Annotated in this window: 24 protein-coding genes; 1 reads left to right on the forward strand and 23 read right to left on the reverse strand. The window is 48.0% G+C overall.

What is annotated here, in order from left to right; all coding sequences use genetic code 11:
- Positions 1–200: 200 nt before the first annotated feature.
- The 9 genes from ADU24_RS13130 to ADU24_RS13170 all read right to left on the reverse strand — a co-directional run bounded on the left by ADU24_RS13130 (position 201) and on the right by ADU24_RS13170 (position 10,686).
- Entirely contained in the window at positions 201–1,514 is a 1,314-nt protein-coding gene (locus tag ADU24_RS13130; protein WP_053367062.1) for a dihydrolipoamide acetyltransferase family protein, read from the reverse strand.
- Between the two features lie 38 nt (positions 1,515–1,552).
- Complete coding sequence (locus ADU24_RS13135) at positions 1,553–2,536, reverse strand: alpha-ketoacid dehydrogenase subunit beta (RefSeq protein WP_053367063.1); 984 nt, start codon at positions 2,534–2,536, stop codon at positions 1,553–1,555.
- Complete coding sequence (locus ADU24_RS13140) at positions 2,537–3,544, reverse strand: thiamine pyrophosphate-dependent dehydrogenase E1 component subunit alpha (protein ID WP_053367064.1); 1,008 nt, start codon at positions 3,542–3,544, stop codon at positions 2,537–2,539.
- A 69-nt stretch (positions 3,545–3,613) separates the two neighbouring features.
- Positions 3,614–5,035, reverse strand: coding sequence for a dihydrolipoyl dehydrogenase (lpdA, locus tag ADU24_RS13145; protein WP_053367065.1), 1,422 nt, complete (start codon positions 5,033–5,035; stop codon positions 3,614–3,616).
- Between the two features lie 15 nt (positions 5,036–5,050).
- Positions 5,051–6,163 carry a butyrate kinase gene (gene buk, locus ADU24_RS13150; RefSeq protein ID WP_053367066.1) on the reverse strand — a complete coding sequence of 371 codons (1,113 nt, stop codon included), beginning with the start codon at positions 6,161–6,163 and terminating at the stop codon, positions 5,051–5,053.
- A gap of 216 nt (positions 6,164–6,379) precedes the next feature.
- A complete protein-coding gene (gene bcd / locus ADU24_RS13155; RefSeq protein WP_053367067.1) occupies positions 6,380–7,474 on the reverse strand; it encodes a branched-chain amino acid dehydrogenase in 1,095 nt (364 codons plus the stop codon).
- Between the two features lie 14 nt (positions 7,475–7,488).
- On the reverse strand, positions 7,489–8,391 hold the full coding sequence (gene yqiS, locus ADU24_RS13160) for a phosphate butyryltransferase (RefSeq protein WP_053367068.1): 903 nt from the start codon (positions 8,389–8,391) through the stop codon (positions 7,489–7,491).
- Entirely contained in the window at positions 8,381–8,584 is a 204-nt protein-coding gene (locus ADU24_RS13165; protein ID WP_053367069.1) for a hypothetical protein, read from the reverse strand. The genes yqiS and ADU24_RS13165 overlap by 11 nt, the downstream gene beginning before the upstream one ends.
- Positions 8,585–8,616: 32 nt before the next feature.
- Positions 8,617–10,686, reverse strand: coding sequence for a sigma-54-dependent Fis family transcriptional regulator (locus ADU24_RS13170; RefSeq protein WP_053367070.1), 2,070 nt, complete (start codon positions 10,684–10,686; stop codon positions 8,617–8,619).
- A gap of 178 nt (positions 10,687–10,864) precedes the next feature.
- Between ADU24_RS13170 and ADU24_RS13175 the strand changes: the two genes are divergently transcribed.
- A complete protein-coding gene (locus ADU24_RS13175) occupies positions 10,865–11,101 on the forward strand; it encodes a DUF2627 domain-containing protein (RefSeq protein WP_053367071.1) in 237 nt (78 codons plus the stop codon).
- Positions 11,102–11,200: 99 nt separating this feature from the next.
- Here the strand turns inward: ADU24_RS13175 and spo0A are convergent, their stop codons facing one another.
- The 14 genes from spo0A to accB all read right to left on the reverse strand — a co-directional run bounded on the left by spo0A (position 11,201) and on the right by accB (position 25,598).
- The gene (gene spo0A, locus ADU24_RS13180; RefSeq protein ID WP_053367072.1) at positions 11,201–11,989 is read right to left on the reverse strand and encodes a sporulation transcription factor Spo0A; all 789 of its coding nucleotides are present in this window, start codon (positions 11,987–11,989) and stop codon (positions 11,201–11,203) included.
- 267 nt (positions 11,990–12,256) lie between these two features.
- Positions 12,257–13,552 carry a SpoIVB peptidase gene (spoIVB, locus tag ADU24_RS13185; RefSeq protein WP_053367073.1) on the reverse strand — a complete coding sequence of 432 codons (1,296 nt, stop codon included), beginning with the start codon at positions 13,550–13,552 and terminating at the stop codon, positions 12,257–12,259.
- 117 nt (positions 13,553–13,669) lie between these two features.
- Positions 13,670–15,358: a DNA repair protein RecN gene (recN, locus tag ADU24_RS13190; RefSeq protein ID WP_053367074.1), complete on the reverse strand. Its 1,689-nt coding sequence runs from the start codon at positions 15,356–15,358 to the stop codon at positions 13,670–13,672.
- 15 nt (positions 15,359–15,373) lie between these two features.
- Positions 15,374–15,823, reverse strand: a complete 450-nt coding sequence (gene ahrC, locus ADU24_RS13195) for a transcriptional regulator AhrC/ArgR (RefSeq protein ID WP_053367075.1) — start codon at positions 15,821–15,823, stop codon at positions 15,374–15,376.
- Positions 15,824–15,968: 145 nt separating this feature from the next.
- A complete protein-coding gene (locus tag ADU24_RS13200; protein ID WP_053367076.1) occupies positions 15,969–16,814 on the reverse strand; it encodes a TlyA family RNA methyltransferase in 846 nt (281 codons plus the stop codon).
- Between the two features lie 3 nt (positions 16,815–16,817).
- Positions 16,818–18,713: a 1-deoxy-D-xylulose-5-phosphate synthase gene (dxs, locus tag ADU24_RS13205; protein WP_053367077.1), complete on the reverse strand. Its 1,896-nt coding sequence runs from the start codon at positions 18,711–18,713 to the stop codon at positions 16,818–16,820.
- 306 nt (positions 18,714–19,019) lie between these two features.
- Entirely contained in the window at positions 19,020–19,904 is an 885-nt protein-coding gene (locus ADU24_RS13210) for a polyprenyl synthetase family protein (RefSeq protein ID WP_082306906.1), read from the reverse strand.
- A 2-nt stretch (positions 19,905–19,906) separates the two neighbouring features.
- Positions 19,907–20,140: an exodeoxyribonuclease VII small subunit gene (locus ADU24_RS13215; RefSeq protein ID WP_053368926.1), complete on the reverse strand. Its 234-nt coding sequence runs from the start codon at positions 20,138–20,140 to the stop codon at positions 19,907–19,909.
- Complete coding sequence (gene xseA / locus ADU24_RS13220; protein WP_053367078.1) at positions 20,133–21,491, reverse strand: exodeoxyribonuclease VII large subunit; 1,359 nt, start codon at positions 21,489–21,491, stop codon at positions 20,133–20,135. Before xseA ends, ADU24_RS13215 begins: the two co-directional genes overlap by 8 nt.
- A gap of 262 nt (positions 21,492–21,753) precedes the next feature.
- Entirely contained in the window at positions 21,754–22,614 is an 861-nt protein-coding gene (gene folD, locus ADU24_RS13225; protein ID WP_053367079.1) for a bifunctional methylenetetrahydrofolate dehydrogenase/methenyltetrahydrofolate cyclohydrolase FolD, read from the reverse strand.
- Positions 22,615–22,659: 45 nt separating this feature from the next.
- Positions 22,660–23,052, reverse strand: coding sequence for a transcription antitermination factor NusB (gene nusB / locus ADU24_RS13230; protein WP_053367080.1), 393 nt, complete (start codon positions 23,050–23,052; stop codon positions 22,660–22,662).
- Between the two features lie 234 nt (positions 23,053–23,286).
- Positions 23,287–23,697: an Asp23/Gls24 family envelope stress response protein gene (locus ADU24_RS13235; RefSeq protein ID WP_053367081.1), complete on the reverse strand. Its 411-nt coding sequence runs from the start codon at positions 23,695–23,697 to the stop codon at positions 23,287–23,289.
- A gap of 21 nt (positions 23,698–23,718) precedes the next feature.
- The gene (gene accC, locus ADU24_RS13240; protein WP_053367082.1) at positions 23,719–25,071 is read right to left on the reverse strand and encodes an acetyl-CoA carboxylase biotin carboxylase subunit; all 1,353 of its coding nucleotides are present in this window, start codon (positions 25,069–25,071) and stop codon (positions 23,719–23,721) included.
- A 5-nt stretch (positions 25,072–25,076) separates the two neighbouring features.
- Complete coding sequence (accB, locus tag ADU24_RS13245) at positions 25,077–25,598, reverse strand: acetyl-CoA carboxylase biotin carboxyl carrier protein (RefSeq protein WP_053367083.1); 522 nt, start codon at positions 25,596–25,598, stop codon at positions 25,077–25,079.
- Positions 25,599–25,657 lie beyond the last annotated feature (59 nt).

Consider the following 25,657-nt stretch of genomic DNA (forward strand, 5'->3'; position numbering starts at 1 on the left):
TTGCCGTTCCAAAAATTCTAAATAGTCGCTGCTTTTATTGTAGTATAGCGGCCGGGTTGAGGCAACGCAGAACCGGCACTGCCTTTTTGATAACCAAAACCCCTCTGTTAACGAAATGTACCTTATGTAAACATCTTTCGTTGTGGTTCCTAGCCCAGTTGAAAACCCGCCTCCAACCGGAAGCGGGTTTTCACATTTTATTAATAAACGGACGTATTCGATTTCGATGTGTTTTCAATTATTTCCTTGACCCGCTGCAGGAAGCGGCCGCAAACCAGGCCGTCCAGTACACGGTGGTCGAGCGACATGCACAGGTTCACCATATCCCTAACAGCAATCATGCCATTGTTCATGACAACAGGGCGCTTAACAATCGATTCTACCTGAAGGATTGCCGCCTGCGGATAGTTAATGATGCCCATTGACTGCACGGAGCCGAAAGAGCCAGTGTTGTTAACCGTGAAGGTACCGCCCTGCATTTCATCCATTGTCAGCTTGCCGCCGCGGGCTTTTGCCGCGAGCTCGGTAATTTCACGGGCGATTCCTTTGATCGTCTTTTCATCGGCATGCTTGATGACAGGCACGAAAAGCGCGTCCTCTGTCGCCACCGCAATAGAAATATTAATATCCTTCTTTTGGATGATTTTGTCGCCTGCCCACATGGAATTGATTTGCGGGAATTCCTTCAGCGCCTGGGCGACCGCTTTTACGAAAAACGCAAAGAATGTAAGGTTGAAGCCTTCCTTCTTTTTAAAATCGTCCTTTAGCGAATTGCGGTATTCAACGAGCCCTGTCGCATCGACTTCAACCATTGTCCAGGCGTGCGGGGCTTCATGCTTGCTTCTTAGCATATTGGCCGCGATTGCTTTCCTAACGCCTGTTACCGGTATTTCAATATCGCCAGGCATTGAAGGTATGCTTATCGGCGCAGCAGCAGCTGCCGCAGGCTTTGCGTCTTGGGCTGCCGGTTGGGAAACCTGTGCACCCGGGGTTTGACTGCCAACCGCTTCGGCTTTTTGTTCACTCGCTACTGGAATATTTCCGGATTCGATCAATTTCAAAAGATCCTTCCGGGTAATTCGCCCGCCGGCTCCGGAACCCTTCACCCGGCCAAGGTCGATTCCATGCTCCTGGGAAAGCTTCAGGACCGCTGGTGAATAGCGCAATTTGCTACCAGTTTGTTCATCCGCTCCCGCCTCTGACAAACTACCGGCTTGTTCTTCGGCATTTGCTGAAGCAGGCTGGGCAGCAGCGGCGGGAGCTTCATTTTCCCCGCCAGCATCTATCGTACAGATTACTTCTCCTACCGCGAGTGTGTCACCCTCCCCGGCAATCAGTTCCTTGATTGTCCCTTCAAAGGAGGATGGGATTTCGGCGTTCACTTTATCTGTCATGACCTCTGCAAGCGGATCATATTTATTGACTTTGTCACCAGGGGATACAAGCCATTTGCTGATTGTGCCTTCCGTTACGCTTTCTCCCAGCTGCGGCATTTTAATTTGTTCAACTGCCAAGTGAGGTCACTCCTTCAAACATATTCGGGTGCCAGTCCTTAAAATTCGGCAAGCTCCCGCATGGCTTTTTCAACTTTTTCAGGATTCATCATAAAAAACTTCTCCATTGTCGGTGCATAAGGCATCGCCGGTACATCCGGGCCGGCAAGCCTTTTGATTGGCGCGTCTAGCTCGAACAGGCAATGCTCGGCAATAATTGCCGACACTTCGCTCATGATGCTTCCTTCCTTATTATCTTCGGTAACAAGCAGGACTTTGCCTGTTTTGGAGGCCGCTTCGATAATTGCCTCTTTATCCAGCGGATAGACCGTCCTCAAATCGAGGATATGGGCGGAGATTCCATCCTTCGCCAGCTTTTCTGCGGCTTGGAGGGCGAAATGGACACACAGGCCATATGTAATGACCGTAATGTCCTCCCCTTCCCTTTTTACATCGGCCTTGCCAATTGGAAGTGTGTAATCGTCCTCCGGCACTTCACCCTTGATGAGGCGGTATGCCCGTTTGTGCTCAAAGAACAAAACAGGGTCCTCATCTCGGATTGCCGCCTTTAACAAACCTTTAACATCATATGGAGTTGACGGCATGACGATTTTCAGGCCGGGCTGGTTCGCAAAAATAGCCTCGACCGACTGGGAATGGTACAAAGCGCCATGGACTCCTCCGCCATAAGGAGCGCGGATGACCATCGGGCAGCTCCAGTCATTATTTGAACGGTACCGGATCCTGGCTGCCTCCGAAATAATCTGGTTAACAGCAGGCATRATGAAATCGGCGAATTGCATTTCGGCAATCGGGCGCATCCCGTACATCGCCGCACCTATGCCAACACCGGCGATCGCTGATTCAGCAAGCGGCGTATCAATCACGCGTTCTTCCCCGAATTGTTCATACAATCCATTTGTCGCTTTGAAGACGCCGCCCTTCCTGCCGACATCCTCACCAAGGACGAATACCCTTGGATCCCGTTCCATTTCTTCACGTATCGCCATCGTGACTGCATCAATATAAGAAATTACGGCCATTTATGCATCCCCCTGACTTTCCGCATAGACATATTTCAGCGCATCCTCCGGATTGGCATATGGCGCTTTCTCGGCATAATCTGTCGCTTCGTTCACTTGCTTCATAATCCGGTCGTTAATGGTTTTCTCGAGTTCATCGTCCATGACGCCGGTTTCTTTCAAATAGGCGCCGAAAGTAATGATCGGATCCTTTGTTTTCGCTTCCGCCACTTCATCCGGTGCCCGGTAGACCCTGTCATCATCATCCGATGAATGGGCTGTCAGCCGGTATGTAATCGTTTCGACAAGCGTTGGCCCTTCACCGCGCCGGGCACGGTCGGCGGCTTCTTTTACAACCTTGTAAACTTCAAGCGGGTCATTTCCGTCGACAGTATCTCCCGGCATGCCGTAGCCAATCGCCCGGTCGGAGACATTTTCACAGGCAAGCTGCTTTTCAATCGGAACCGAGATGGCATATTTGTTGTTTTCACACATGAAAATGACAGGCAGCTTATGGACGCCCGCGAAATTCGCCCCTTCGTGGAAGTCCCCCTGGTTGGATGAACCTTCACCGAATGTGACGAAGGTGAGAAAATCTTTTTTCTCCATTTTCCCTGCGAGGGCGATACCTACCGCGTGGGGAACCTGGGTTGTTACCGGGGATGAACCGGTCACGATCCGGTTTTTCTTTTGGCCGAAATGGCCCGGCATCTGGCGCCCGCCGGAGTTCGGGTCTTCCGCTTTTGCAAATCCCGAAAGCATTAATTCCGTCGGCGTCATTCCAAACGTCAGGACTACTCCCATGTCCCTGTAATAAGGAAGGACATAATCCTTTTCCCTGTCCAGGGCAAAAGCTGCGCCAACCTGCGCGGCCTCCTGCCCCTGGCACGAAATGACAAACGGTATTTTTCCCGAACGGTTCAAGAGCCACATCCGTTCGTCAAGGCGTCTGGACATAAGCATTGTTTCGTACATTTCCAGTACGGTTTCGTCGCTTAGCCCCAATGAATGGTGGCGATTTTCAGCCATTAACACAAACCTCCCAAGTATTCGTAATAAAAAAGTCGGAAACGTGGCCTTCCATCTTCAAAAAGAAATTTAGGAATGGATTGCCCTTCCGTCGACTGCCAGTGCGGCCTCTCCTATCGCCTCCGACAACGTTGGATGCGGATGGATCGTATGGGCAATCTCCCACGGTGTCGCATCCAGTACTTTTGCGAGACCCGCTTCGGATATCATGTCCGTCACATGCGGGCCGATCATATGGACGCCTAGCAGGTCGTTCGTTTCTTCGTCGGCCACGATTTTGACGAATCCGTCCGACTCCCCGAAAACAAGCGCCTTGCCAATCGCCCTGAACGAGAATTTCCCAGTCTTTACTTTATGGCCCAATTCCTTCGCTTCCGCCTCTGTCAAGCCGACGCTGGCCGCTTCAGGATGGCTGTAAATGCATTTCGAAACCATTGTGTAGTCTATTGGCTGCGGATCTTTTCCCGCGATATGCTCCACCGCGACCAGGCCTTCGTGTGAGGCCACGTGCGCAAGCTGTAGACCTCCAATAACATCCCCTACAGCATAAATATGGGATTCCTTTGTTTGGAAAAATTCATTCGTCTTAATAAACCCTTTTTCTATTTCAATTTCGGTGTTTTCCAGGCCAATTCCTTCGATATTCGCCTGCCGCCCGACGGAAACAAGGAGCTTATCGGCCTTGTATTCTCTTAAGGCGTCCTTGACTTCAGCGGAAATTGTAACGCCTTCACCTTTGGAAAGTGTTTCCGGCAGCACCTTTGCGCCAGTAACAATCTTGACACCCCGTTTTTTCATCAAGCGCTGCATTTCCTTTGACACTTCATGGTCTTCGGTCGGAATGATGCGCGGCGCATACTCAAGCACGGTCACCTCTACCCCGAAATCGGAAAGCATTGAAGCCCACTCGATTCCGATAACGCCGCCGCCTACAATGATAATTGAAGAAGGCAGGGAGTCCATTTTAAGCGCTTCGTCCGAGGAGAGGACAAGCTCCCCATCGATATCAAGGCCCGGCAATGAACGCGGCCTTGAGCCAGTCGCGAGCAGGACATTTTTCGGGATGAGCATTTCATTTTCCGAGCCATCATTCATTTCTACTGAAATCGTTCCCGGCATCGGCGAAAAGATGGATGGGCCGAGGATTCTTCCCATCCCTTCGTAAACATCTATTTTCCCTTGCTTCATGAGGTGCTGGACCCCTTTATGGAGCTGGGCAACGATTGATTCCTTCCGTTCCTGTACTTTGCCGAAATCAACTGTCACATCCGATGTGATAACGCCAAACTGCTCGCTTTTTTTAGCAGTAGCATAAACCTCCGCGCTTCTGAGGAGGGCTTTGGATGGAATGCAGCCGTTATGGAGGCAGGTACCCCCAAGTTTTCCTTTTTCGACAATTGCTGTTTTAAGCCCTAATTGAGATGCGCGTATAGCAGCGACATAGCCGCCGGTGCCCCCGCCTAAAATGACCAAATCGTATTCCTGTGCCATTGATTTTGCCCCCTGTTAAGTAGTTGCTGTATGCATTTTTGCCGGATTTGGGTAGATTCTGGCTTCCTCTTCGCCTTTTAGGACGCGCAGGGCGCCTTCAGCGAGGGCCTGAAGCTCATTTTCTCCCGGGTGGACAATCACATCCGAAATCCAGTTGATTCTTTCGGTAATTAATTTTACAAACGATTTTCCATATGCAAGCCCGCCGGTCAGGATAATTGCATCAACTTTGCCAGCAAGGACTGCGCTGGCCGAACCGATTTCCTTGGCAACCTGGTAAGCCATTGCTTCATAGACTAGCCTGGCTTTCTTGTTTCCTTTTTCAATCATTTTCTCTACCTGCACGGCGTCGCTCGTTCCAAGGTAGCCGACCAGCCCACCCTGTCCGACGAGTTTTTTCATGATTTCGTCGCGGTAGTATTCACCTGAATAGCAGAGGCTGACAAGGTCGCCGGCGGGAACTGTCCCCGCACGTTCCGGGCTGAATGGCCCATCGCCGTGCAGCCCGTTGTTTACATCGATGACTCTACCGCCCTTATGCACGCCAACGGTTATGCCGCCACCCATATGGACGACTATCAAATTAAGGTCATAATAGCTTTTCCCCAATTCCCTTGATACTCTTCTGGCGACGGCTTTCTGGTTCAGTGCATGGAAAATGCTTTTTCGCTCTATTAATGAAAACCCGGATACCCTGGCAAGATCATCGAGCTCATCTACAACAACAGGATCGACGATATAGGCCGGGATATTCAGCCCCTCCGCGATTTCGTAGGCGATGATTCCACCAAGATTGGAGGCATGCTGGCCCGCAAAACCGTTTCTCAGGTCTTCAAGCATTGTGCTGTTGACCGAATATGTACCACCTTCTATCGGGCGAAGCAGGCCGCCCCGCCCGCAAACGGCGTTTAATTTCGATAAGTTGAATCCTTCATTATCAAGCGTTTCCAGGATCGTTTCTTTACGGAATGCGTATTGATCGATGATGCTCTCAAAGGAAGTAATTTTTTCAGAGTCATGGCGAATCGTCTTTTCGAGTACCGATCGCTCATTGTCGAAGATGCCGATTTTCGTGGATGTAGAGCCCGGATTGATTACCAGGATCCGATAGTCTTTGTTTTGCACCATTCAGGACCTCCAGAAAGCTGATAAGTGGTGATTTCCCACTGATAGTTAGCCCCTTCCTGCTGCCGCTCCAATTACGCAAGGGCGTAGATGGGCTGCTTTGAAACCGATTGGTTCAACTATGCTGCTAAAACAAAAAGCAGCTAGCAATCGGAACCGGCCTCCCCTTTTGACAGGGGTAGACTCCCGCCTACGCGGAAAGGCCGGCCAATTAGTTTCTTAGCGTCTGCTCAGGATATGGTGGCCATTTTGCAGGAATTGGCTTCGGGAATTGCGCATTCTTTCAATCCGCTCCTCCGCCATCCTGTCTGCCGCTTTATACGTAGGGATGCCATCGCGCTTTGCAATTTCGATGACTTTTTCAATGTTGGAATAAATGGTTTCAATTTTTTTCATAGCCCGCTCATGGTTATAGCCATACAGTTCGTCCGCTACATTGATAACCCCGCCAGCATTGATGACATAATCCGGTGCATAAATAATGCCTAGCTCATGGATCAGGTCCCCATGGCGAGTATCCTTCAGCTGGTTATTCGCCGAACCCGCGATAACCTTTGCTTTTAATTGTGGAATCGTCTCGTCATTTATGACAGCACCAAGCGCGCATGGAGCGTAAATGTCACAAACGACACTGTATATCTCATCCGGTTCAACTGCCTTCGCGCCGAACTCCTCTACCGCTCTTTGAACGGCTTCTTTGTTAATATCCGTGACAATCAGCCTGGCCCCTTCTTCATGGAGGTGGCGGCATAGATTGTAGGCTACGTTCCCTACTCCCTGGATGGCAACTGTCTTTCCTTCAAGTGAATCCGAACCATAAGCTTCCTTGGCGGCAGCCTTCATTCCCCTGAATACACCGTAAGCGGTTGCCGGGGATGGATTTCCCGAAGACCCGAATGCCGGTGAAATTCCGGTGACATAGTCTGTTTCTTCATGGATGAGGTCCATATCGGCAACGGTCGTGCCGACATCCTCGGCGGTTATGTAACGGCCATTCAAGCCTTGGATATATCTTCCGAAAGCACGGAACATTTCTTCATTTTTGTCTTTGCGGGGATCGCCAATGATGACTGTTTTTCCGCCGCCAAGGTTTAATCCGGCCGCCGCATTTTTGTATGTCATTCCACGGGCCAGGCGGAGGGCATCCTCGATTGCTGCCTCTTCTGATTCATATGTCCACATTCTTGTTCCACCAAGAGCCGGGCCAAGCGTGGTGTCATGGATGGCAATAATGGCTTTTAGCCCAGATTGCTTGTCTTGGCAAAAAACTACCTGTTCATAATCATACTGTTCCAAATATTTAAAGATTTCCATTTTCATTTTCCTCCCTAATCTTCAATTTGTGCATTTACAGAGCATAATGCGAGAGCGAGTGAGTAAAGCTTGCTTTCGGAAGAATCGGACCTGGAAGTCAGGATAATGGGCGCTTTCGCACCGCAGATGACTGCCCCGACCTTTGCCTTGGCGAAATAAACGAGCGACTTATATAGGACATTTCCGGTTTCAATTGATGGTACAAGCAGGATGTCCGCTTTCCCGGCGACAGCGCCGCAAATTCCTTTATGCTCAGCGGCCAGGGCCGATACAGCGTTGTCAAGAGCCAGCGGCCCATCTACAATACAGCCGACAATTTGCCCTCTCCTATTCATTGCCGATAGGGAGGCTGCATCAAGCGTCGCGTGCATGGCCGGATTGACCGTTTCAACCGCACATAGGGGTGCCACTTTCGGGTTATCCACCCCGATGGATTTCGCCAATGCTACGGCGTTCCTTATGATGCCGGCTTTTTGTTCCAAATCTGGTGCAATGTTCATAGCCGCGTCGGTAACAAGGATTAGCCTGTCATACCCTTCAATTTCAAAAGCCGCCGTATGCGAAAGGATCTTTCCTGTCCGCAGGCCGAATTCCTTGTTCAATACTGCCTTTAGGATAACGGAAGTCTGTACATTTCCTTTCATCAAAACATCCGCCCGCCCGCTGCTTACTGCCTTCACGGCATTTTCTGCCGCCTTTTGCGGGTCTGGGCTGTGAATGATGCTGATTGATCTATCGGACGAAGATCCGTACATGGATTCAATCTGTTCCCGGTCACCGTACAGAAGAAAATTTGCCAAATTCCGTTTTACTGCAAGGCTAACCGCCTCAAGTACTTCGTGATCTCCGGCCGCAGCTACAGCCACTGTTTTTTTTCCGTTCTCCACAGCTTTTCCGATTAACGATTCAAGAAACATTATGTGCAATCATCCCCTTTGATGGGCAACTCTTCCCCGTTATCCTAAGATGCAAGTTCCGTGCCAAAATAGCGATTTTTTCGTCCGCATCATAATAAAGGTTGCGGAAACAAGTAAAAATTTTTAAAAACTCACGTCCGCCTATCTTGAGCTGTTCTACCCGGCACTTTTTTAAAGGAATTTTTTCATGCAAAAAAATTCACTCCATGCAAATTATTGCATGCTTTAATTTTCAAGTTTATATTTTTCAAGCTTATAATACAAATTTCTAATCGAAAGTCCGAGCATTTTTGCAGCCTTTGTTTTATTTCCATTTGCCCGTTCCATTGTCCGGCTAATAATTTCCGCTTCATACCGGTCGAGCATCTCGGCGAGGGACAAAGCTGCTCCACTTTCCTCCTCCGGTAAACCAGAGTGTTCCTTTCGCCCGGCTTCCTTGTTCTTTAATTCAGGCAAATGCTTTCCATCAATGACCGTTTCATTGTATGCCATGAAAATAATCGCCCTGCCAAGAATATTTTCCAGTTCACGGACATTTCCAGGCCAGCCGTATTCCTGAAGGCGGAGGATCGCCTCCTCTGTTACACCTTCTACATTCCTGCCGTAATCCTGGTTGATTTTTTGAATTAGCCTTTCACATAAAACCGGTATTTCTTCCTTTCGGTTCCTTAAAGGCGGAATATGGATTGGCAGCCGGTTGATCCTGTAGTAAAGGTCCTCCCTGAATGTCCCGGATGCGATCCCTTTTTCAAGGTTTACATTTGTGGCGGCAATAATCCGTACATTGATTGGCAGCGGTTTTGTACCTCCGACACGGACAATCTCCCTTTCCTGCAGTACCCGAAGCAGCTTTGCCTGGGTATTCGCCGAAAGCTCACCGATTTCATCAAGGAAAATGCTTCCGTTGTTTGCCTCTTCGAACAGTCCCGGCTTCCCGCCTCTTTTCGCACCGGAGAAAGCCCCTTCTTCGTAGCCAAACAGCTCACTTTCCAAAAGAGTCTCCGACAAGGCGGCGCAATTGACCCTTACAAATTTATTGAAGCGCCTGTCACTTGCATTATGGATGGCGTGGGCAAACAATTCCTTGCCTGTACCCGATTCCCCCCTAAGCAGGACGGTGGCCGGCGTTTTTGCCGCGAGTTTTGCCTGTTCAATCGCAAGCAGCATTTCTTCGGATTGTCCGATTATATCCTCAAAGGAATACTTTGCTTCGAGCGTTCTGATGATTTGCCTGGCCCTGGTTAATTCCCTGTTCAATGATTTTATCTCGGACATATCATGGATAACGCCGACGCTACCCTTTAGCTTTCCCTCTACAATGATTGGCGCAACATTTACAATGACTTCCTTTTTGTTTGGGCCTACCCGCATGGGGACCCCGCGGACTGGCCGGCGGGTTTTTAAAACTTTCATGTGCATGCTTTCCCCTTCGGAAATATCGGCTGTCGCAGGCTGCCCAATAACCTGTTCCCTTGTGAGGCCGGTAATCCGGTTATAGGCGGGGTTAACAAGAATTCCACGCCCTTCTTCATCGACAACCGATATTGCATCATCGCTTGATTGGATGATTGCTTCAAGCATCGTCTGGATTTCCTTCAGATTGGTGATTTCTTCAGCCAAATGGACAACTTCCGAAATATCCTTGAATACTGCGAAAGCACCGATTAATCCGCCGTTTTCATCTATAATCGGAATCCTCGTTGTAATTATTTTCGCACCGTTTTCAAGGGCCATCTCCTGATTCGCTTCAATCCTTCGGGTTTCCATTACGATGGGCAGCCTGCTCGAAGGTATGACTTCCCAAATATGCTTGCCGACGGCTTTTTTACTGTCATAGTTGACCATTTCAGAGGCCCGCCGGTTCAAGAGGGTCACGATGCCGTTTTTATTAATGACGATCATTCCATCGTCCGTGGAATTAAATATTAAATCATGCTTATATGATTCATTTTTTAGCCTTTCAATCAAATCTTCTTTTTCTTCCATCAAGGTTGAAATCAAAAATGCTACGCTTCCCGGAATAAGAATCGACTCCCACCCGGCGGCTTCCCTCAGCTCGGGAAAAACGGCCGGATTACCTGTAACCTCAATAATGATATCAATTTTTTCATCCAGGAACGCTTTCCAATCTGTGCCTGTCGGAATGCCCGCTTTTTGGGCAAGCAGAATTCCGGGGGCATCTTCGTTTCTGTCAATGACCGCCTTCACATCAAGCACTTCTGTTTCCTTTAGCATCCTCAGTATGGCAGTACCGCCTTTGCCAGCACCGATAATCATTGCATTTGGCAACCCCATGCCCCCTTCATGAAGGATTTGCCGCTTTTCCGGCAAATAATTTCATGTTTTTTTATAAGCGCATGCAACCTTTTTCATGCTAATTGTAGCTTTTATTATGGTTCTTGACAAATCTGGTTCTTGGACTATGATTTTGCTGAGGCACTAATCCTATAGAGTGCGGGGAAGGAATGTTTGCATGAAGCGTATAGCAGCCCTCGTTGTAATGCTTGTTCCTGGGTTTTTGGCGGCCCTTGGGATAAAATTAATGAGAGACATGGTTTTTGGGAAGTTGCAGCAGCCGTTCGCTTATCTTTGGCTCCAATTTCTAATCGGGTTCATTTTGTTTATCCTTGGGCTTGGTTTCGTGGCCGGGTTTATCCTTCACCGGGACCGGAAACGGAACAAGGTCCAGGACAGATTCAAACGGAAATAGGAAAGGGAGCAGCTATGCTCCCTTTTTGGTTCCAACCATAAAAATCCCCCAAGCACGTTTCGTGAAGGGGGAAAAATGATTCCAGATTAAAGGCTCCTGTTAGGATGCCTTGTGCTCAAGGCGCAATTTATCGGCGACCATTGCAATGAATTCCGAATTCGTCGGCTTTGCTTTTGACATGCTTACCGTGTAGCCGAAAAGGGATGAAATGGATTCGATGTTCCCCCTGCTCCAGGCTACCTCGATCGCATGGCGGATGGCGCGCTCCACCCTGCTTGCGGTCGTGTTGTACTTTTTCGCAATATCCGGATACAGGACTTTTGTAATGGAACCAAGGAGTTCAATATCGTTGTATACCATGGAAATTGCCTCACGGAGATAGAGATATCCCTTAATATGGGCTGGGACCCCGATTTCATGGATGATAGTTGTTATGCTGGCGTCAAGGTTTCTAGGTTTTTGTTCGGAATTGGAGCGGAATCCTGGTGAATGGCCTTTCCTGCTGATACTTGTTTTTCCATTTACGGTGCGGATATGGTTTCCGAGCATTTCCATATCGAAAGGTTTAAGGATAAAATAGGATGCCCCCAATTCAACCGCTTTCTTCGTAACATCCTCCTGCCCGAATGCGGTAAGCATAATAACGTTAGGCAATGGGCCGTTTTTCGATTCACGCATTCTTTCCAAAACTGCAAGCCCATCCAGGTGAGGCATAATGATATCCAGTACGAGGACATCCGGGTTCACTTCCTCAAGCATTTCAAGGCACTCCTGGCCATTATGGGCAATGCCGGCAACCTCCATGTCTTCCTGTGAAGATATGTATTCCTCCAGCAGCCCTACCAGCTCCCTATTATCATCCACCACACATACTTTAATTTTTTTCACTCCCAGTTACCTCCTTGGATTCCATAAAAGATTCATTTTGTATAACCTATTTTCTATTCTAAATGACAAATTCGACAATGCAACAGGAAATCCTGCGAACAATTAAATTTTTCTCAAAAAACCCACGAAAAAAGGTAATATCTTTATTTTTCTCCGTTTTTCGACCATTTTCGTTTTTCTTTTCATATTTGTCGAAAATTCTTCATTTTCTGTATATCCTCTTTCATCCGCAACTAAACAAAAAGGCCCTCAGAGGGGCCCAATTGTTCAGCTTGCTTTTGATTCCGGTTTTTCATATATATCAATTCCCGCTTCCGTCAGCATCCATTCAATATGGACGCCATAGCCCGATGTGGGGTCGTTAACAAAGACATGGGTAACTGCCCCGACAATCTTCCCGGATTGGATGATTGGGCTTCCGCTCATCCCCTGAACAATTCCTCCTGTTTTCGCCAAAAGCCTTGGATCGGTTACTTTAATAACCATTCCTTTTGTTGCCGGGAACTTCTGCGGGATGGTGCTGACAATTTCAATGTTGAACATTTCCACTTTATCATTATCGACGACCGTCAGAATTTTTGCCGGCCCTTCCTTTACCTGATGGGATAGAGCGATAGGCATTGGTTTGTCCATTATGCCATTTTCAATATCCGTGTTTAATTTTCCAAATATCCCAAATGGGCTATTCCTGTTTATATTTCCGATTATTTCTTTATCATCTGAAAACCTTGCGAGTTTCTCGCCTGGGTTTCCATTGCTTCCCTTTTCAATCGATGTTACGGTCGACCTGACAATCTGGCCATCCTCAACTACTATAGGCTTTTTGGTATCCATATCGGAAATGACATGGCCTAGCGCCCCATATTTTTTTGAACCCGGCTGATAGAACGTCATCGTGCCAATCCCAGCGGCTGAGTCCCTGATATACAGGCCAAGCTTATAATTGGAAGCCCCTTTTTCCTTAAGAGGCATAAGCTCTGCCTTGAATTTTCCCTTTTCCCTTGAGATAAGAACTTTCAGCGGCTTACCGTTTTTTCCGGCCTCCTGAACAAATGGGGCAACATCAGACATTTTTTCGATTTTTTGGCCATTTATCTCAGTAATGATGTCCCCGACTTTTATCCCTGACATTTCACCGGGGGACTTTTTTCCGTTATCCGTTTCAACTTGGTGATGGCCGACGACAAGGACGCCAACGGTATTTAATTTTACCCCAATCGATTGGCCCCCGGGATAAACCCTAAAGCCTTTTAAAACATTTACATCGACCTTTTTAATTGGTATCCCCGCCAGGTCGAGGATTACTTCGCTTTTTCCCGATTCCTTAGCCGACACGGAGACAAGGTGCTCGGTTTGGTTAAGGACGATTGTTTCGGGGCTCGCGGCTACAGCTGCGCTGACTGCTGGCGCCTTGCCGAAGGAAACTTGATCGCCCTGAAAGACGGTAATTTGTTTTGGAATTTCGAGATACATTTGAAATGGCTTCCAGCTTACTAAAGCGATGATTGAAACAAGGAGAATTCCACCGATAATTTTTCTCAGTATTTCTTTATTCAAATACATCACTCTCCTCGCTTCGGGTACTGTCCTTAAAAAATGGCTACAGTTATAATTTTGCCGGGTTAAGAAGCATTTATAACTCGAGTGCAAATAAAAAAGCTACCCATACTGGATAGCTTTTCATGTGTTTTTAATTTTGGAGGCGAGGAGCAGCAACTCCTTCGCATGTTCCTTTGTCAGGTCGGTTATTTCTACTCCGGAAATCATCCGGCCGATTTCCGCGATTTTCTCTTCCTCGTTTAATGGGACGACAGATGTTTTTGTTCTGCCCCCTTTGGTCACTTTTGAAATGAACAAATGGGTATCGGCCATCGCGGCAACCTGTGGAAGGTGCGAAATACAGAGAACCTGCGAACCCTTTGCAACACGCGAAATTTTTTCGGCGATTGACTGGGCCACCCTTCCGCTTACACCGGTATCAACTTCATCAAAAATAATTGACGTAACCCCCTGGTGTTTCGAGAAAATGCTCTTCAAGGCAAGCATAATCCTGGACAGCTCACCCCCAGAAGCCACCTTTGAAAGCGGCTTTAAAGGTTCTCCAGGATTTGTGGAAATGAAAAATTCCACTTTGTCCGCGCCCATCCGTGTATAATGGGAACCTTCCTTCAAAAAACGGATTTCGAATACTGTTTTCGCCATGTAAAGGTCCTTCAACTCTTTATGGATAAGCTTTTCAAGTTTTCCAGCCCATTTTTTCCTGATGGAAGTTAGGCTAGACCCTTCAGCGGTAAGCTGTTTTTTCAAATTGGCAAGTTCTTTTTCAAGTTTCCCGATATGGGTTTCTTTATTCTGGAGCGCGTCGATTTCGGCGCTGATCTTGCTGGCATAAGAGAGGATTTCCGGGATCGTTTTCCCGTATTTTCGCTTTAATTGATTGATTTCGGTCAGGCGCGCCTCAATTTCATTCAGCCTTTCCGGGTCATATTCCAGAAGCTCCAGTTTGTTTCGAAGCGTTGTGGCCGCGTCTTCCAGCAAATAATAGCTGTTTGAGATCGCTTCAAATGTGTCCTTATAAGCGTGGTCAAGGGCCGCCGCTCCTTCAAGGAGGCCCATCGCCTCCCCGGTCCAGTCCAGCGCGCGGGAATCGCCTTTCAGGGCGTTATAGCCCGATTGGACAGATTCGAATATTTTTTCAAAATTGGCAAGCCGTTGCTTTTCCTCGGCAAGTTCTTCGTCTTCATCCAGCTTAAGATTAGCGCTGGTAATTTCCTCGTACTGAAATTGAATCAGGTCGAGCCTATGGGCCATTTGCTGTTCATTTTCACTTAGCTTGCGGAGCTTACCAAGCGTTTCTTCGTAACTCCCAAAAACCCGCTGATACGACTCAAGGAAGGGAAAGATGCCCTGATGGCCAAATTGGTCGAGAAGTGACAGATGGAGTGCTTCATTCATCAATTCCTGATGTTCATGCTGTCCGTGGATGTCGACAAGCGTGCCGCCAATTTCCCTTAAAACAGCTAACGTAACAAGCTTTCCATTTATCCTGCAAACACTTTTCCCATTTTGGGATATATCCCGGCGAAGCACAACCATTGCATCTTCAATTTCAATGCCATATTCCAAAGCTTTCGCAACACATGGGTGTTTCATGTCATCAAGGATGAAAAGCCCTTCAATCTCCGCCTTTTCCTCTCCATGGCGGACAAATTCTGATGAGCCCCTTCCACCGACAAGGAGATGGATGGCATCAATAATAATCGATTTTCCGGCACCGGTTTCCCCTGTCAAGACAGTCAGGCCCTTTGAAAATGAAACGGAAAGGGCCTCAATGATTGCAAAATTCTTTATGGATAATTCCGTTAACAAAAAGCATTCCCCCACTTACAGCATTTCAAGGAACCTTTCGGTAATAGCCCCCGTATCCTCGGGCGTCCTGCAAATAATCAAGAGTGTATCATCCCCGCAAATGGTTCCGAGAATTTCTTCCCAATCAAGATTATCAATCAGGGCCCCTATCGCCATCGCATTTCCCGGCAGTGTTTTCATGACGAGCAAATGGCCAGCCGCATCAATCTTGACGAACGCGTCCATGAGGGCCCGTTTCAATTTTTGCAGCGGATTGAACCGTTGGTCGGCGGGAAGGCTGTATTTATACCTTCCATCCAAAAGTGGGACCTTCACAAGATGGAGTTCCTTAATATCCCGCGAAACAGTCGCCTGGGTAACGTTGAAACCCTGTCCTTTTAGTTCATCTACAAGATCGTCCTGCGTTTCAATATCATTGTTTGTAATGATTTCCCTGATTTTAATATGGCGTTGGCCTTTATTCATTCATTATCACTCCATTAGGTGATCAAAACATTTCGTGGCTATTAAAAAAATGTCGGTTCTACACATATGTTAGCCGATTTGTACAGTCTTGTACAATGATTCTTTACCAAAAGCATAAAACCGAAAGAAAAGGATAAGCGAATGCCTATCCTTCTTGTTCCCCATGTTTTGTTTTTAAATCATCGTGTGCAGACTTGGCAATTTCCTCCGGACTGACATCCAGAAGGTTTTTACCTCCCATTCCCGCTCCTTCCCATCTTAAGTGAAGAAGGAATTCAATGTTTCCGTCCCCGCCAGTAATTGGCGACCACGATAGGCCGGCCGCATTAAAACCGGAAGCAAGCGCGAATCGGATCGTTTTTTCCAACACGGCAATATGGACCTTTTCATCCCTTACAATCCCTTTCTTACCAACTTGTTCACGCCCTGCCTCGAATTGGGGTTTAACCAAGGCAATCACGTCGCTGGAAGGGACCAGCAAAGTCGCCAATACCGGCAGGATAAGGGAAAGGGAAATGAAAGACACGTCAATCGTAGCGAAATCGGGCATCCCTTTTTGCAGGTCGGCTGGGGTGACATACCGGAAATTCGTCCGTTCCATTACTACAACCCGTTCATCCTGGCGAAGTTTCCAGGCAAGCTGGTTATATCCCACATCAAGCGCATACGACATTTTGGCCCCATTTTGCAGCGCGCAGTCCGTAAATCCGCCGGTGGAAGAACCAATATCGAGCATTGTTTTACCGGAAACGTCGATTTTGAATACACGCAGCGCTTTTTCGAGTTTCAATCCTCCCCTGCTGACATATGGGAGGACATTCCCCTTAACGGCCAGGGGCGAATCGGCGCTGATTTTTTCACCCGGCTTATCGAGCCGTTGTTCATTTGAATATACGAGGCCGGCCATAATGGCCCGCTTCGCTTTTTCACGTGTCTCCACGAGCCCCCTTTCAACAAGGAGGACATCAAGTCTTTCTTTTTTCGTTTTCATGCTCTACGCCCTCTGCTGCTTCTTTGCCGCGAGAATGGACAGGCGGCTGATGGCCGAATCAACGGTAAAGCCGATTTCGTCAAGAAGCTTATCAACACTTCCATGCTCAATGAACTTATCTGGAATCCCCAWMCTGTCAATGACATTTTTAAAATAGCCTTGGTCATGCGCGAATTCAATAACGCTGCTCCCAAACCCGCCTTGGAGGACAGCTTCCTCAATCGTCAGGATTGGCATTCCGTCCTCGAGGATGCCGGCAAGCATCTCTTCGTCAAGCGGCTTGATGAATCTGGCATTCACAACCTTTACAGACACACCCCTGCTTTCCATTTCCGCCGCTACATCCAATGCCATCTGGATTGTCGTCCCAAAAGTTAGAATGGCGGCATCGCGGCCGTCCTTGAGAACTTCCCAAGTACCAATCGGAATTGTTTTGAACGTATCATCCATAGGGACCCCAATTCCATTGCCGCGCGGGAATCTCATCGCAATTGGACCGTCATCATAGGTTAGCGCCGTATAAACCATATGCTGCCCTTCATTTTCGTCCTTCGGCATCATCAGCACCAGATTAGGGACATGGCGGAGGAAAGCAATATCGAAAACGCCCTGATGGGTTTCCCCATCGGCGCCTACAAGCCCCGCCCTATCTATCCCGATGAATACATTCAGGTTCTGCCTGCAAATATCGTGTACGACCTGGTCATACGCCCTCTGAAGGAAGGTTGAATAGATAGCCAGGAATGGCTTCATATTCTGCGTTGCCAAACCTGCCGCTACCGTGGCCGCGTGTTGTTCGGCAATGCCGACGTCAAACATCCTGTCCGGGAATTCCTTTGCGAACCCTTCCAGTTTTGAGCCAACAGGCATGGCCGGCGTAATTGCGACGACCCGTTCATCAGTTCTGGCGATTTTGCGAACTGTTTCACTTACAAGGCCGCTCCAAGATGGGGGAGGGGTGAAAGTGGGCTTGACAAAATCACCTGTGTCCGTTTTATATGGACCGGTTCCATGCCATGTGCCGATTGTATCCGTCTCGGCAGGATAGAAGCCTTTTCCTTTTTTCGTAATAACATGGATGATGACCGGGCCATCGGTTTTCTTCGCATAGGCAATATTTTCAAATAGATCTTCAAAATCATGGCCATCTACCGGTCCCAGATAGGTAAAACCCAATTCTTCAAAAAACATGCCTGTAACAAGCATATACTTCAGGCTGTCCTTGACCCTTTCGGCAGTAGCGGCAAGCACTCCGCCTACTGCAGGGATTTTCTTGATAAGTAGCTCGATTTCATCTTTTACCCCATTGTATTTTCCGGAAGTCCTCAGCCTGCCAAGTACGTTGTGAAGGGCGCCCACGTTCGGGGCAATGGACATTTCATTATCATTGAGGATTACGATCATGTTTTTCTTTTCATGCCCGATATGGTTGAGCGCTTCAAGGGCCATGCCCCCGGTCAATGCGCCATCGCCGATTACCGGAAGGATGTAGCTGTCTTCTTTTTTCAGATCCCTTGCAATCGCCATTCCCATCGCAGCGGACAGCGAAGTCGAGCTATGCCCGGTTTCCCATACATCATGCTCGCTTTCAGACCGTTTTGGAAAGCCGCAAAGACCTTTGAATTGCCTTAAAGTGTCGAATTCACACGCTCTTCCAGTAAGGATTTTATGCACATAGGACTGATGTCCGACATCCCAAATAATTTTATCCTTTGGGCTGTTAAATGCTTTATGAAGGGCGATTGTCAATTCCACAACCCCAAGATTCGGCCCGATATGCCCGCCTGTTATCGATAATTTATTAATAAGGAACCGGCGGATTTCCTTGCTTAGCTTTTCAAGCTCCTTGTTTGTCATCCTTTTAAGAAAGGATGGATCTTTTATTGATGTAAGATCCAATTAGGACCACTCACTTTCATTGCATATTCACCAAACTAACATTAATCCCTTTTATTATAAAGGAATAAGCGGAATCCTCAAGGCAATATCGGAATTTCACCTATTATTTCCCTAAATCCCCGCTATTCCTTCCTCCGGGTAAAAAATATGCCGCTAGCACAGTCGTGATAACGGCAACATAGTCAGTGTTTACTTAATCCAACTTAACGGTGCCCATCCATCAGCGAGGATTATTCATCCTGGATGGCAGGTTCACTGTATGACCCCGATTGTATCATAATTAGGCCCGGTGCTCAAATGGGCTGTTTAATGGTTTCGCGTGGCGATAAGGCTTGTGATTTCAAGCAGCAGCTTGGTGTCAAGCCCCGTTTTATCCAGCTCTTCCCTTGCCTTTATAATATGGGTTTCCAAAGCTTCCTTCGCCCCTTCAAGTGTCAGGAGTTTCGGATACGTGCTTTTATGGTTTGCTGTGTCGCTCCCGACAGGCTTTCCAATGGTTCCGACATCCCCTTCAAGGTCAAGGATATCATCGCGTATCTGGAACGCCAGGCCGAGGTGGAACGCAAACCTTGAAAGCATGCCAAGCTTCTCCTCGTCCGCATCTGACAAAATCGCCCCAGCAAGCACACTAAAGGTTAGGAGCCGGCCTGTTTTATTAATATGTATGTGTTCGAGTTGTTCAAGCGTCAGCTCTTTATCCTCGCCCTCCATGTCCGCGGCCTGCCCACCCACCATTCCGGCAGCTCCAGCCGCTTTTGCGAGTCCCGCCACAAGCTTGAGTTTTGTTTCGGGGGCAGCGTCCATATCTCCAAGCAGTTCAAAGCTATACGTCAACAGGGCATCGCCAGCAAGGATCGCCAACGCTTCCCCAAACACTTTGTGATTCGTCGGTTTTCCCCTTCTCAGGTCGTCATCATCCATGCTTGGGAGGTCGTCGTGAATCAGCGAATATGTATGGACCATTTCTATTGCAGCAGCAGCGGCGATCCCTTCCTCTGGATTCCGCCCGAACGCGTCCATTGCCGCAAAGACAAGCATGGGCCGGATTCTTTTCCCGCCTGCTTCAAGTGAATACAGCATCGCTTCCTTCAGCGATTCGGGCGCTTCCAGCCTGCGGACTGATGAACGGAGTTCTTCTTCCAACAGCTGCCTGTATTTAACAATTGCATCGTCCAAAAGTCCTTTTCCCACTTTTATTCCTCCCCGTCGATTGAAAAGCTTTCTTTTCGTCCATCTTCCGTGATAATTTGGGCCAGTTGTTCCTCGACGTTTTTCAGTTTATCATGGCACAATTTTGAAAGCTCCATTCCCTTCTTGTAAAAGGAGATTGCCTCCTCAAGGGGGACATCCCCTTCCTCAAGCCGTTCCACGATTTGTTCAAGCTGATCCATGGCTTGTTCAAACGTCAGTTGCTTTTCCTCAGCCATTTTTTTCAACCTCCCTTTTCTCCTCTATTCTGCATAATAGGCTTCCATCCGTCACCTGAATGGTTACCTTGTCATTTTCCTCAACCTGGCCAATTTTTTTAATTAATTGGTTATCTTCCGTATACGCAAGGCTATAGCCCCGCTCCATGATTTTCAGGGGATTTAACGCTTCGAACGATGCAAGGGTCCGGCCAAATACCGCTTTTTTCCCAAGAAGAATCTGGTTCATGGCTCTTAAAAGTTCCTTTTCTGCGCGTCCATGCCTCTCGGATGCCTGGCCAAGGAGCTGAACCGGGCTGTTCCTCTCAAGCCTTCTTGCCATATTGCCGAATTGCTCCTTTTTCACTAACGCCAGCCGGCCTGCGCCACGGTATAGGTTTTCGGTCAGCCTGTCCAGCTGTTCAAGCTTCTGCTCATAAAGACGGCGGGGGTAGCGGAATGCATATGACCGCTGGATCCGCTCAAAGCGGCCCTTTTGGAAGCTGAATTTCTCCTTCATAGCCCTCATCAGCCTGGCCTGCCGCTGCAGGACACGCTCCATTAGTTCCTCGATATGCGGAACGGCAAGCTCGGCGGCCCCGGTTGGAGTCGGCGCGCGCATATCCGCAACGTAATCGGCAATCGTAAAATCCGTTTCATGCCCTACAGCAGAAATGACCGGGATGGCGGAGGCAAAAATAGCCCTTGCGACCTGCTCTTCATTGAAGGCCCATAGTTCTTCAATTGAACCTCCGCCCCGTCCGACAATCAGGACATCGATATCTCCGCCCATATTTGCCTTTTGAATTGCCCCGGCGATTGATTTTCCCGCATTTTCACCTTGCACAAGAGCTGGGAACACGACCATTTTGCCGATCGGGTAGCGCCTTCTAATCGTCGTAATGATGTCTCTTATCGCCGCTCCTGTTGGGGAGGTGACGATTCCGATCGTCCGCGGGAATGGTGGAAGCGGTTTTTTCCTCTCAACGCGGAATAGGCCCTCCGCTTCTAGCTTTTTCTTGAGCTGCTCATAGGCAAGAAATAGCTCGCCTATGCCATCCGGTTTCATCTCTTTTATATAAACCTGATACTGCCCGCTTGCTTCATAGACGGAAATCTCGCCCCTGACAATGACCTTCATTCCATTTTCAGGATGGAATTTCATTGTCCGGGCGTTGCCGGCGAACATGACAGCAAGAATTCGGGAACGCTCGTCCTTCAAGGTGAGGTAAATATGGCCGCTTGAATGCTGTTTCAGGTTTGAAATTTCCCCTTTGATAAAAATATCCTGAAGATGCGGGTCGGCATCGAATTTACGCTTTATGTATTTTGTCAGTGCAGTAACAGTTACAAAACGGTTGGTTTCCTGCATAATAAAAACTCCCTGCCATACTTTCTTCCGGAAAACTGGCTGTTGATTTCCGCTTCAGGCACATATTTAGAGGAGCCTGTGCCCTACGCCAAATCACACCGCCAATTATACAGCTCTTTTTTTAAAAAAAAGAAAAACTGCCCTATTCCATTATAAGTTTAGATTCCCTATCCGTCACGGGCAAGAAATCCAACTACAATGGACCAGGGCAATTTGAAAAAATGGATGAAAATCCGAAATGCTTTGCTGTGAAATTACGGGACTACGCTTTGCTTAAAGCTTTGGACTGCCTGGCAGCCTTCAGGGTGTTAAAAAGAAGCATCGTGATTGTCATAGGGCCCACTCCGCCAGGGACAGGAGTCAGGTAGGCAGCTTTTTCGGCAACTTCCGGATGGACATCGCCACATAGCTTTTCGTGTTCATCCCTGTTAATTCCTACGTCAATGACGGTAGCGCCTTCTTTAACATGGTTCAACCTAATAAAGTTTGGCTTTCCGAGCGCCGCGACAAGGATGTCCGCCTGTTTTGTATGGAATTCAAGATCCTGCGTTCTCGAATGGCAATATGTAACAGTCGCGTTTTTATTCAGAAAAAGCTGTCCTGCCGGCTTGCCGACGATGTTGCTTCTGCCGACGATGACCACATGCTTTCCGGAAACTTCAATGCCTGTTTCCTCCAGCATTACCATGACCCCATAAGGAGTACAAGGGAGAAAAGAGTCCTGGCCCGTCATCATCCTTCCGATGTTCAAAGGGTGGAAACCATCCACATCCTTTTCGGGAATAATGGCTTCGATGACTTTCTTTTCTTCGATATGAGCAGGCAAAGGGAGCTGGACGAGAATGCCATGGACATCCTCACGCTTATTCAACTCATCGATTTCTTTTAAAAGCCCATCCTGGCTGATATCTTCAGGTAAGGCAATCAGGAAGGATTCAATCCCGACTTCCTTGCAGGCCTTTTCCTTATTATTGACATACGTCCTTGAAGCATGGTTGTTTCCAACAAGGATTACAGCAAGCCCCGGCGTAATATTTTCCTCTTTCAGCGCCTTCGTTTCGCTTGCGATTTCCTGTCTTTTTTTCTTCGCGATTTCTTTCCCATCAATCACTTTCGCTACCATCCCGATTCCTCCTTAGTTGTGGAGAAGACCATCCCGCATTCAAAGTTAAACCAATTCCTGTTTCACCTTTGAAAGGACGCCGTTAATGAATTTGCTTGATTGATCGTCTCCGTAAAGCTTGGCTATTTCGATAGCCTCATCCAAAACCACATTGGCAGGCACTTCATCATGGCAATATTTCAATTCATACACACCCAGCCTAAGCAGGTTCCTGTCAACAGCGGCAAGCCTTTCCATCGACCACTTCTCTAGATTCTTGCTGATTAATCCGTCAATGTCCGGCTTTTGCTCCACCGCGCCGTTCACAAGCCTGGATAGATATGGATCAGGGGCATCCCCTTCAAGCACATGCTCGATTGCCGACGCCGGGTCAGCTTCGCTTACATCAATTTGAAAAAGCGCCTGAAGTGCCTTTTCTCTTGCTGTCCTTCTCTTCATTATACAATTAGCTCCTTTTAGAAAAATAAGTCAATTTGGACAATTTTCGCACATTTTCCACGTATGAATCTACGAGGACTCCCCCAAGGAAATAATAGCATAAACCTCTCGCGAATGCAGTGCGAACGGGCAAAAAAAGGAACCAGAAGCAAGGATGCCCCGGTTCCCCCGTTAATATGTGCTCTGTAAAATGGAAGTTGATTTCCGCTGCATGCCACGGAATCATTTGCCTGTTTACATTTCCTGTTCGATTTCCGGCATTTCCTGCTTCAGGTTCTCGAACTGGATGCCAACAATATGGATATTGACTTCTTCCGCTTCAAGTGCGGTCATATTCAGCAGTGTCTGGCGGATATTGTCCTGCACTTTTTGCGCCACCACAGGGATTGAAACGCCAAATTTCATCATGCAGAATACGTCAACCTTGATTCCGGAATCCGTCAGTTCAACTTTTATTCCTTTACCATGGTTTTTTTTGCCGAGGCGTTCCACGACACCTGTGGCAAAATTGCCTCTCATGGAGGCGACACCTTCAACCTCGGATGCTGCAATTCCGGCGATTACTTCAATTACCTCAGGCGCGATTTCCACCTTGCCGTGGCCGCCCATTCCTTCATTCATTTCCAAAACACCGTTTTCGTACATTCCAGACACCTCCAGGTAGATCTAGGATTTCATCACATCATACAATTCAAGGAATTTTGTATTGAATTCCCCGCCAACGAATTTCTCGTGTTCAAGAAGCCTTARATGGAAAGGAATCGTAGTATGGATGCCCTCGATAACGAATTCGGACAAAGCCCTTTTCATTCGGGCAATTGCTTCTTCACGGGTGCTTCCATACGTGATGACTTTTGCTATCATTGAATCATAATAAGGGGGAATTGTATACCCCGGATACGCAGCTGAATCAACCCTTACTCCAATTCCGCCCGGCGGAAGGTACATTTTTATTTTMCCCGCGGATGGCATAAAATTCTTTTCTGGATTTTCGGCATTGATCCGGCATTCGATGGACCAGCCGGTAAAAGTGACCTCTTCCTGGCTTATGCTCAGCTTTTCTCCGGAAGCAACCTTGATTTGCTCCTTTATGAGATCGACTCCTGTTACCATTTCAGTGACCGGATGTTCAACCTGGATCCGTGTATTCATCTCCATGAAGTAAAATTTCCGGTCGCGGTAGTCATAAATAAATTCTACCGTACCCGCGCCTGTATAATCAACCGCTTTGGCAGCTTTAACAGCCGCATTGCCCATTTCTTCACGCATTTCCGAGTCAATCGCAGGGGAAGGCGTCTCTTCAAGCAGCTTTTGCAGGCGGCGCTGGATGGAACAGTCCCTTTCGCCAAGATGGATCGTGTTCCCATGGGAATCGCCCATAACCTGGATTTCAACATGGCGGAAATCTTCAATGAACTTTTCAAGGTAGACCCCCGGGTTGCCAAACGCGGTCATTGCCTCCTGCTGGGTGATGTTGATCCCTTTAATGAGATCCTGCTCATCACGGGCAATTCGAATCCCTTTTCCACCGCCGCCAGCGGTAGCCTTGATAATGACCGGGTATCCAATTTGGCCGGCAATTTCAATGGCCTCGTCTACATCCTTAACGATTCCCGTCGAGCCCGGTACAATTGGGACTCCTGCTTCACGCATCGTTTCACGGGCAACATCCTTCGTGCCCATCTTGTTGATGGCTTCCGGGCTCGGACCGATAAAAATGATATTGCATTCGCGGCACAATTCCGCAAAAGCGGCATTTTCGGCAAGGAAACCGTAGCCGGGGTGGATGGCGTCACAGCCTGTAAGCTTCGCGACTGAGATGATGTTTGTAAAATTCAAGTAACTATCCTTCGATGAAGTAGGCCCAATGCAGTATGCTTCGTCTGCAAGTTGTACATGCAGGGATTCGCGGTCTGCTTCGGAATAAACAGCAACGGATTCGATGCCTAGATCCCGGCAAGCGCGCACTACCCTGACCGCGATTTCCCCCCTGTTTGCTATCAATATTTTTTTAATCATTCTGCTTATCGCTCCCCGGCCGTTTTTACTAGGAATAACGGCTGGCCGTACTCGACTAGCTGCCCGTCTTTTACAAGAATCTCTACAATTTCGCCGCTTACTTCCGCTTCAATTTCATTAAAGAGCTTCATGGCTTCAACAATACAAACGATTGAATCAGGGCTTACTTTTGAACCTGGCTTCACATATGCGTCGGCATCAGGCGATGGGGATTGGTAGAACGTACCGACCATAGGCGATACAATTTTGTGCAAGTCATCTTCTTTTTGCTCTGCAGGCGTTTCGGCCGGCTGGGCAGGAGCCTGGGTTCCAGGGGCAACTGATTGGGCTTGGGACATGCCGGCCGGAGCTGCCTGAACCTGGGCAGGAACTGCCTGGACTACCTGTACCGGCTGCTGCTGGACAGTAACCTCCTGGGCATGCTTTTTCATTTTAATTTTGGATCCTTCTGTTTCATAAACAAATTCGTCAATGCTTGATTGGTCTATTAGTTTAATTATTTCACGAATTTCCTGTACTTTTAACACAGTTTTCAGCACTCCTTAGTAATTAAGACTAGATATTAATACTATACGATAACACCTTG

The organism is Bacillus sp. FJAT-27245, assembly GCF_001273955.1.
GTDB lineage: Bacteria > Bacillota > Bacilli > Bacillales > Cytobacillaceae > Bacillus_D.

Bases quoted from the DNA above. Each gene is read 5' to 3' on its own strand.
- ADU24_RS13140 (WP_053367064.1), bottom strand. From the start codon at position 3,544: ATGGCTGAAAATCGCCACCATTCATTGGGGCTAAGCGACGAAACCGTA.
- lpdA (WP_053367065.1), bottom strand. From the start codon at position 5,035: ATGGCACAGGAATACGATTTGGTCATTTTAGGCGGGGGCACCGGCGGC.
- buk (WP_053367066.1), bottom strand. From the start codon at position 6,163: ATGGTGCAAAACAAAGACTATCGGATCCTGGTAATCAATCCGGGCTCT.
- bcd (WP_053367067.1), bottom strand. From the start codon at position 7,474: ATGGAAATCTTTAAATATTTGGAACAGTATGATTATGAACAGGTAGTT.
- yqiS (WP_053367068.1), bottom strand. From the start codon at position 8,391: ATGTTTCTTGAATCGTTAATCGGAAAAGCTGTGGAGAACGGAAAAAAA.
- ADU24_RS13170 (WP_053367070.1), bottom strand. From the start codon at position 10,686: ATGGGGTTGCCAAATGCAATGATTATCGGTGCTGGCAAAGGCGGTACT.
- ADU24_RS13175 (WP_053367071.1), top strand. From the start codon at position 10,865: ATGAAGCGTATAGCAGCCCTCGTTGTAATGCTTGTTCCTGGGTTTTTG.
- spoIVB (WP_053367073.1), bottom strand. From the start codon at position 13,552: ATGTATTTGAATAAAGAAATACTGAGAAAAATTATCGGTGGAATTCTC.
- ahrC (WP_053367075.1), bottom strand. From the start codon at position 15,823: ATGAATAAAGGCCAACGCCATATTAAAATCAGGGAAATCATTACAAAC.
- ADU24_RS13200 (WP_053367076.1), bottom strand. From the start codon at position 16,814: ATGAAAACGAAAAAAGAAAGACTTGATGTCCTCCTTGTTGAAAGGGGG.
- ADU24_RS13215 (WP_053368926.1), bottom strand. From the start codon at position 20,140: ATGGCTGAGGAAAAGCAACTGACGTTTGAACAAGCCATGGATCAGCTT.
- xseA (WP_053367078.1), bottom strand. From the start codon at position 21,491: ATGCAGGAAACCAACCGTTTTGTAACTGTTACTGCACTGACAAAATAC.
- folD (WP_053367079.1), bottom strand. From the start codon at position 22,614: ATGGTAGCGAAAGTGATTGATGGGAAAGAAATCGCGAAGAAAAAAAGA.
- nusB (WP_053367080.1), bottom strand. From the start codon at position 23,052: ATGAAGAGAAGGACAGCAAGAGAAAAGGCACTTCAGGCGCTTTTTCAA.
- ADU24_RS13235 (WP_053367081.1), bottom strand. From the start codon at position 23,697: ATGTACGAAAACGGTGTTTTGGAAATGAATGAAGGAATGGGCGGCCAC.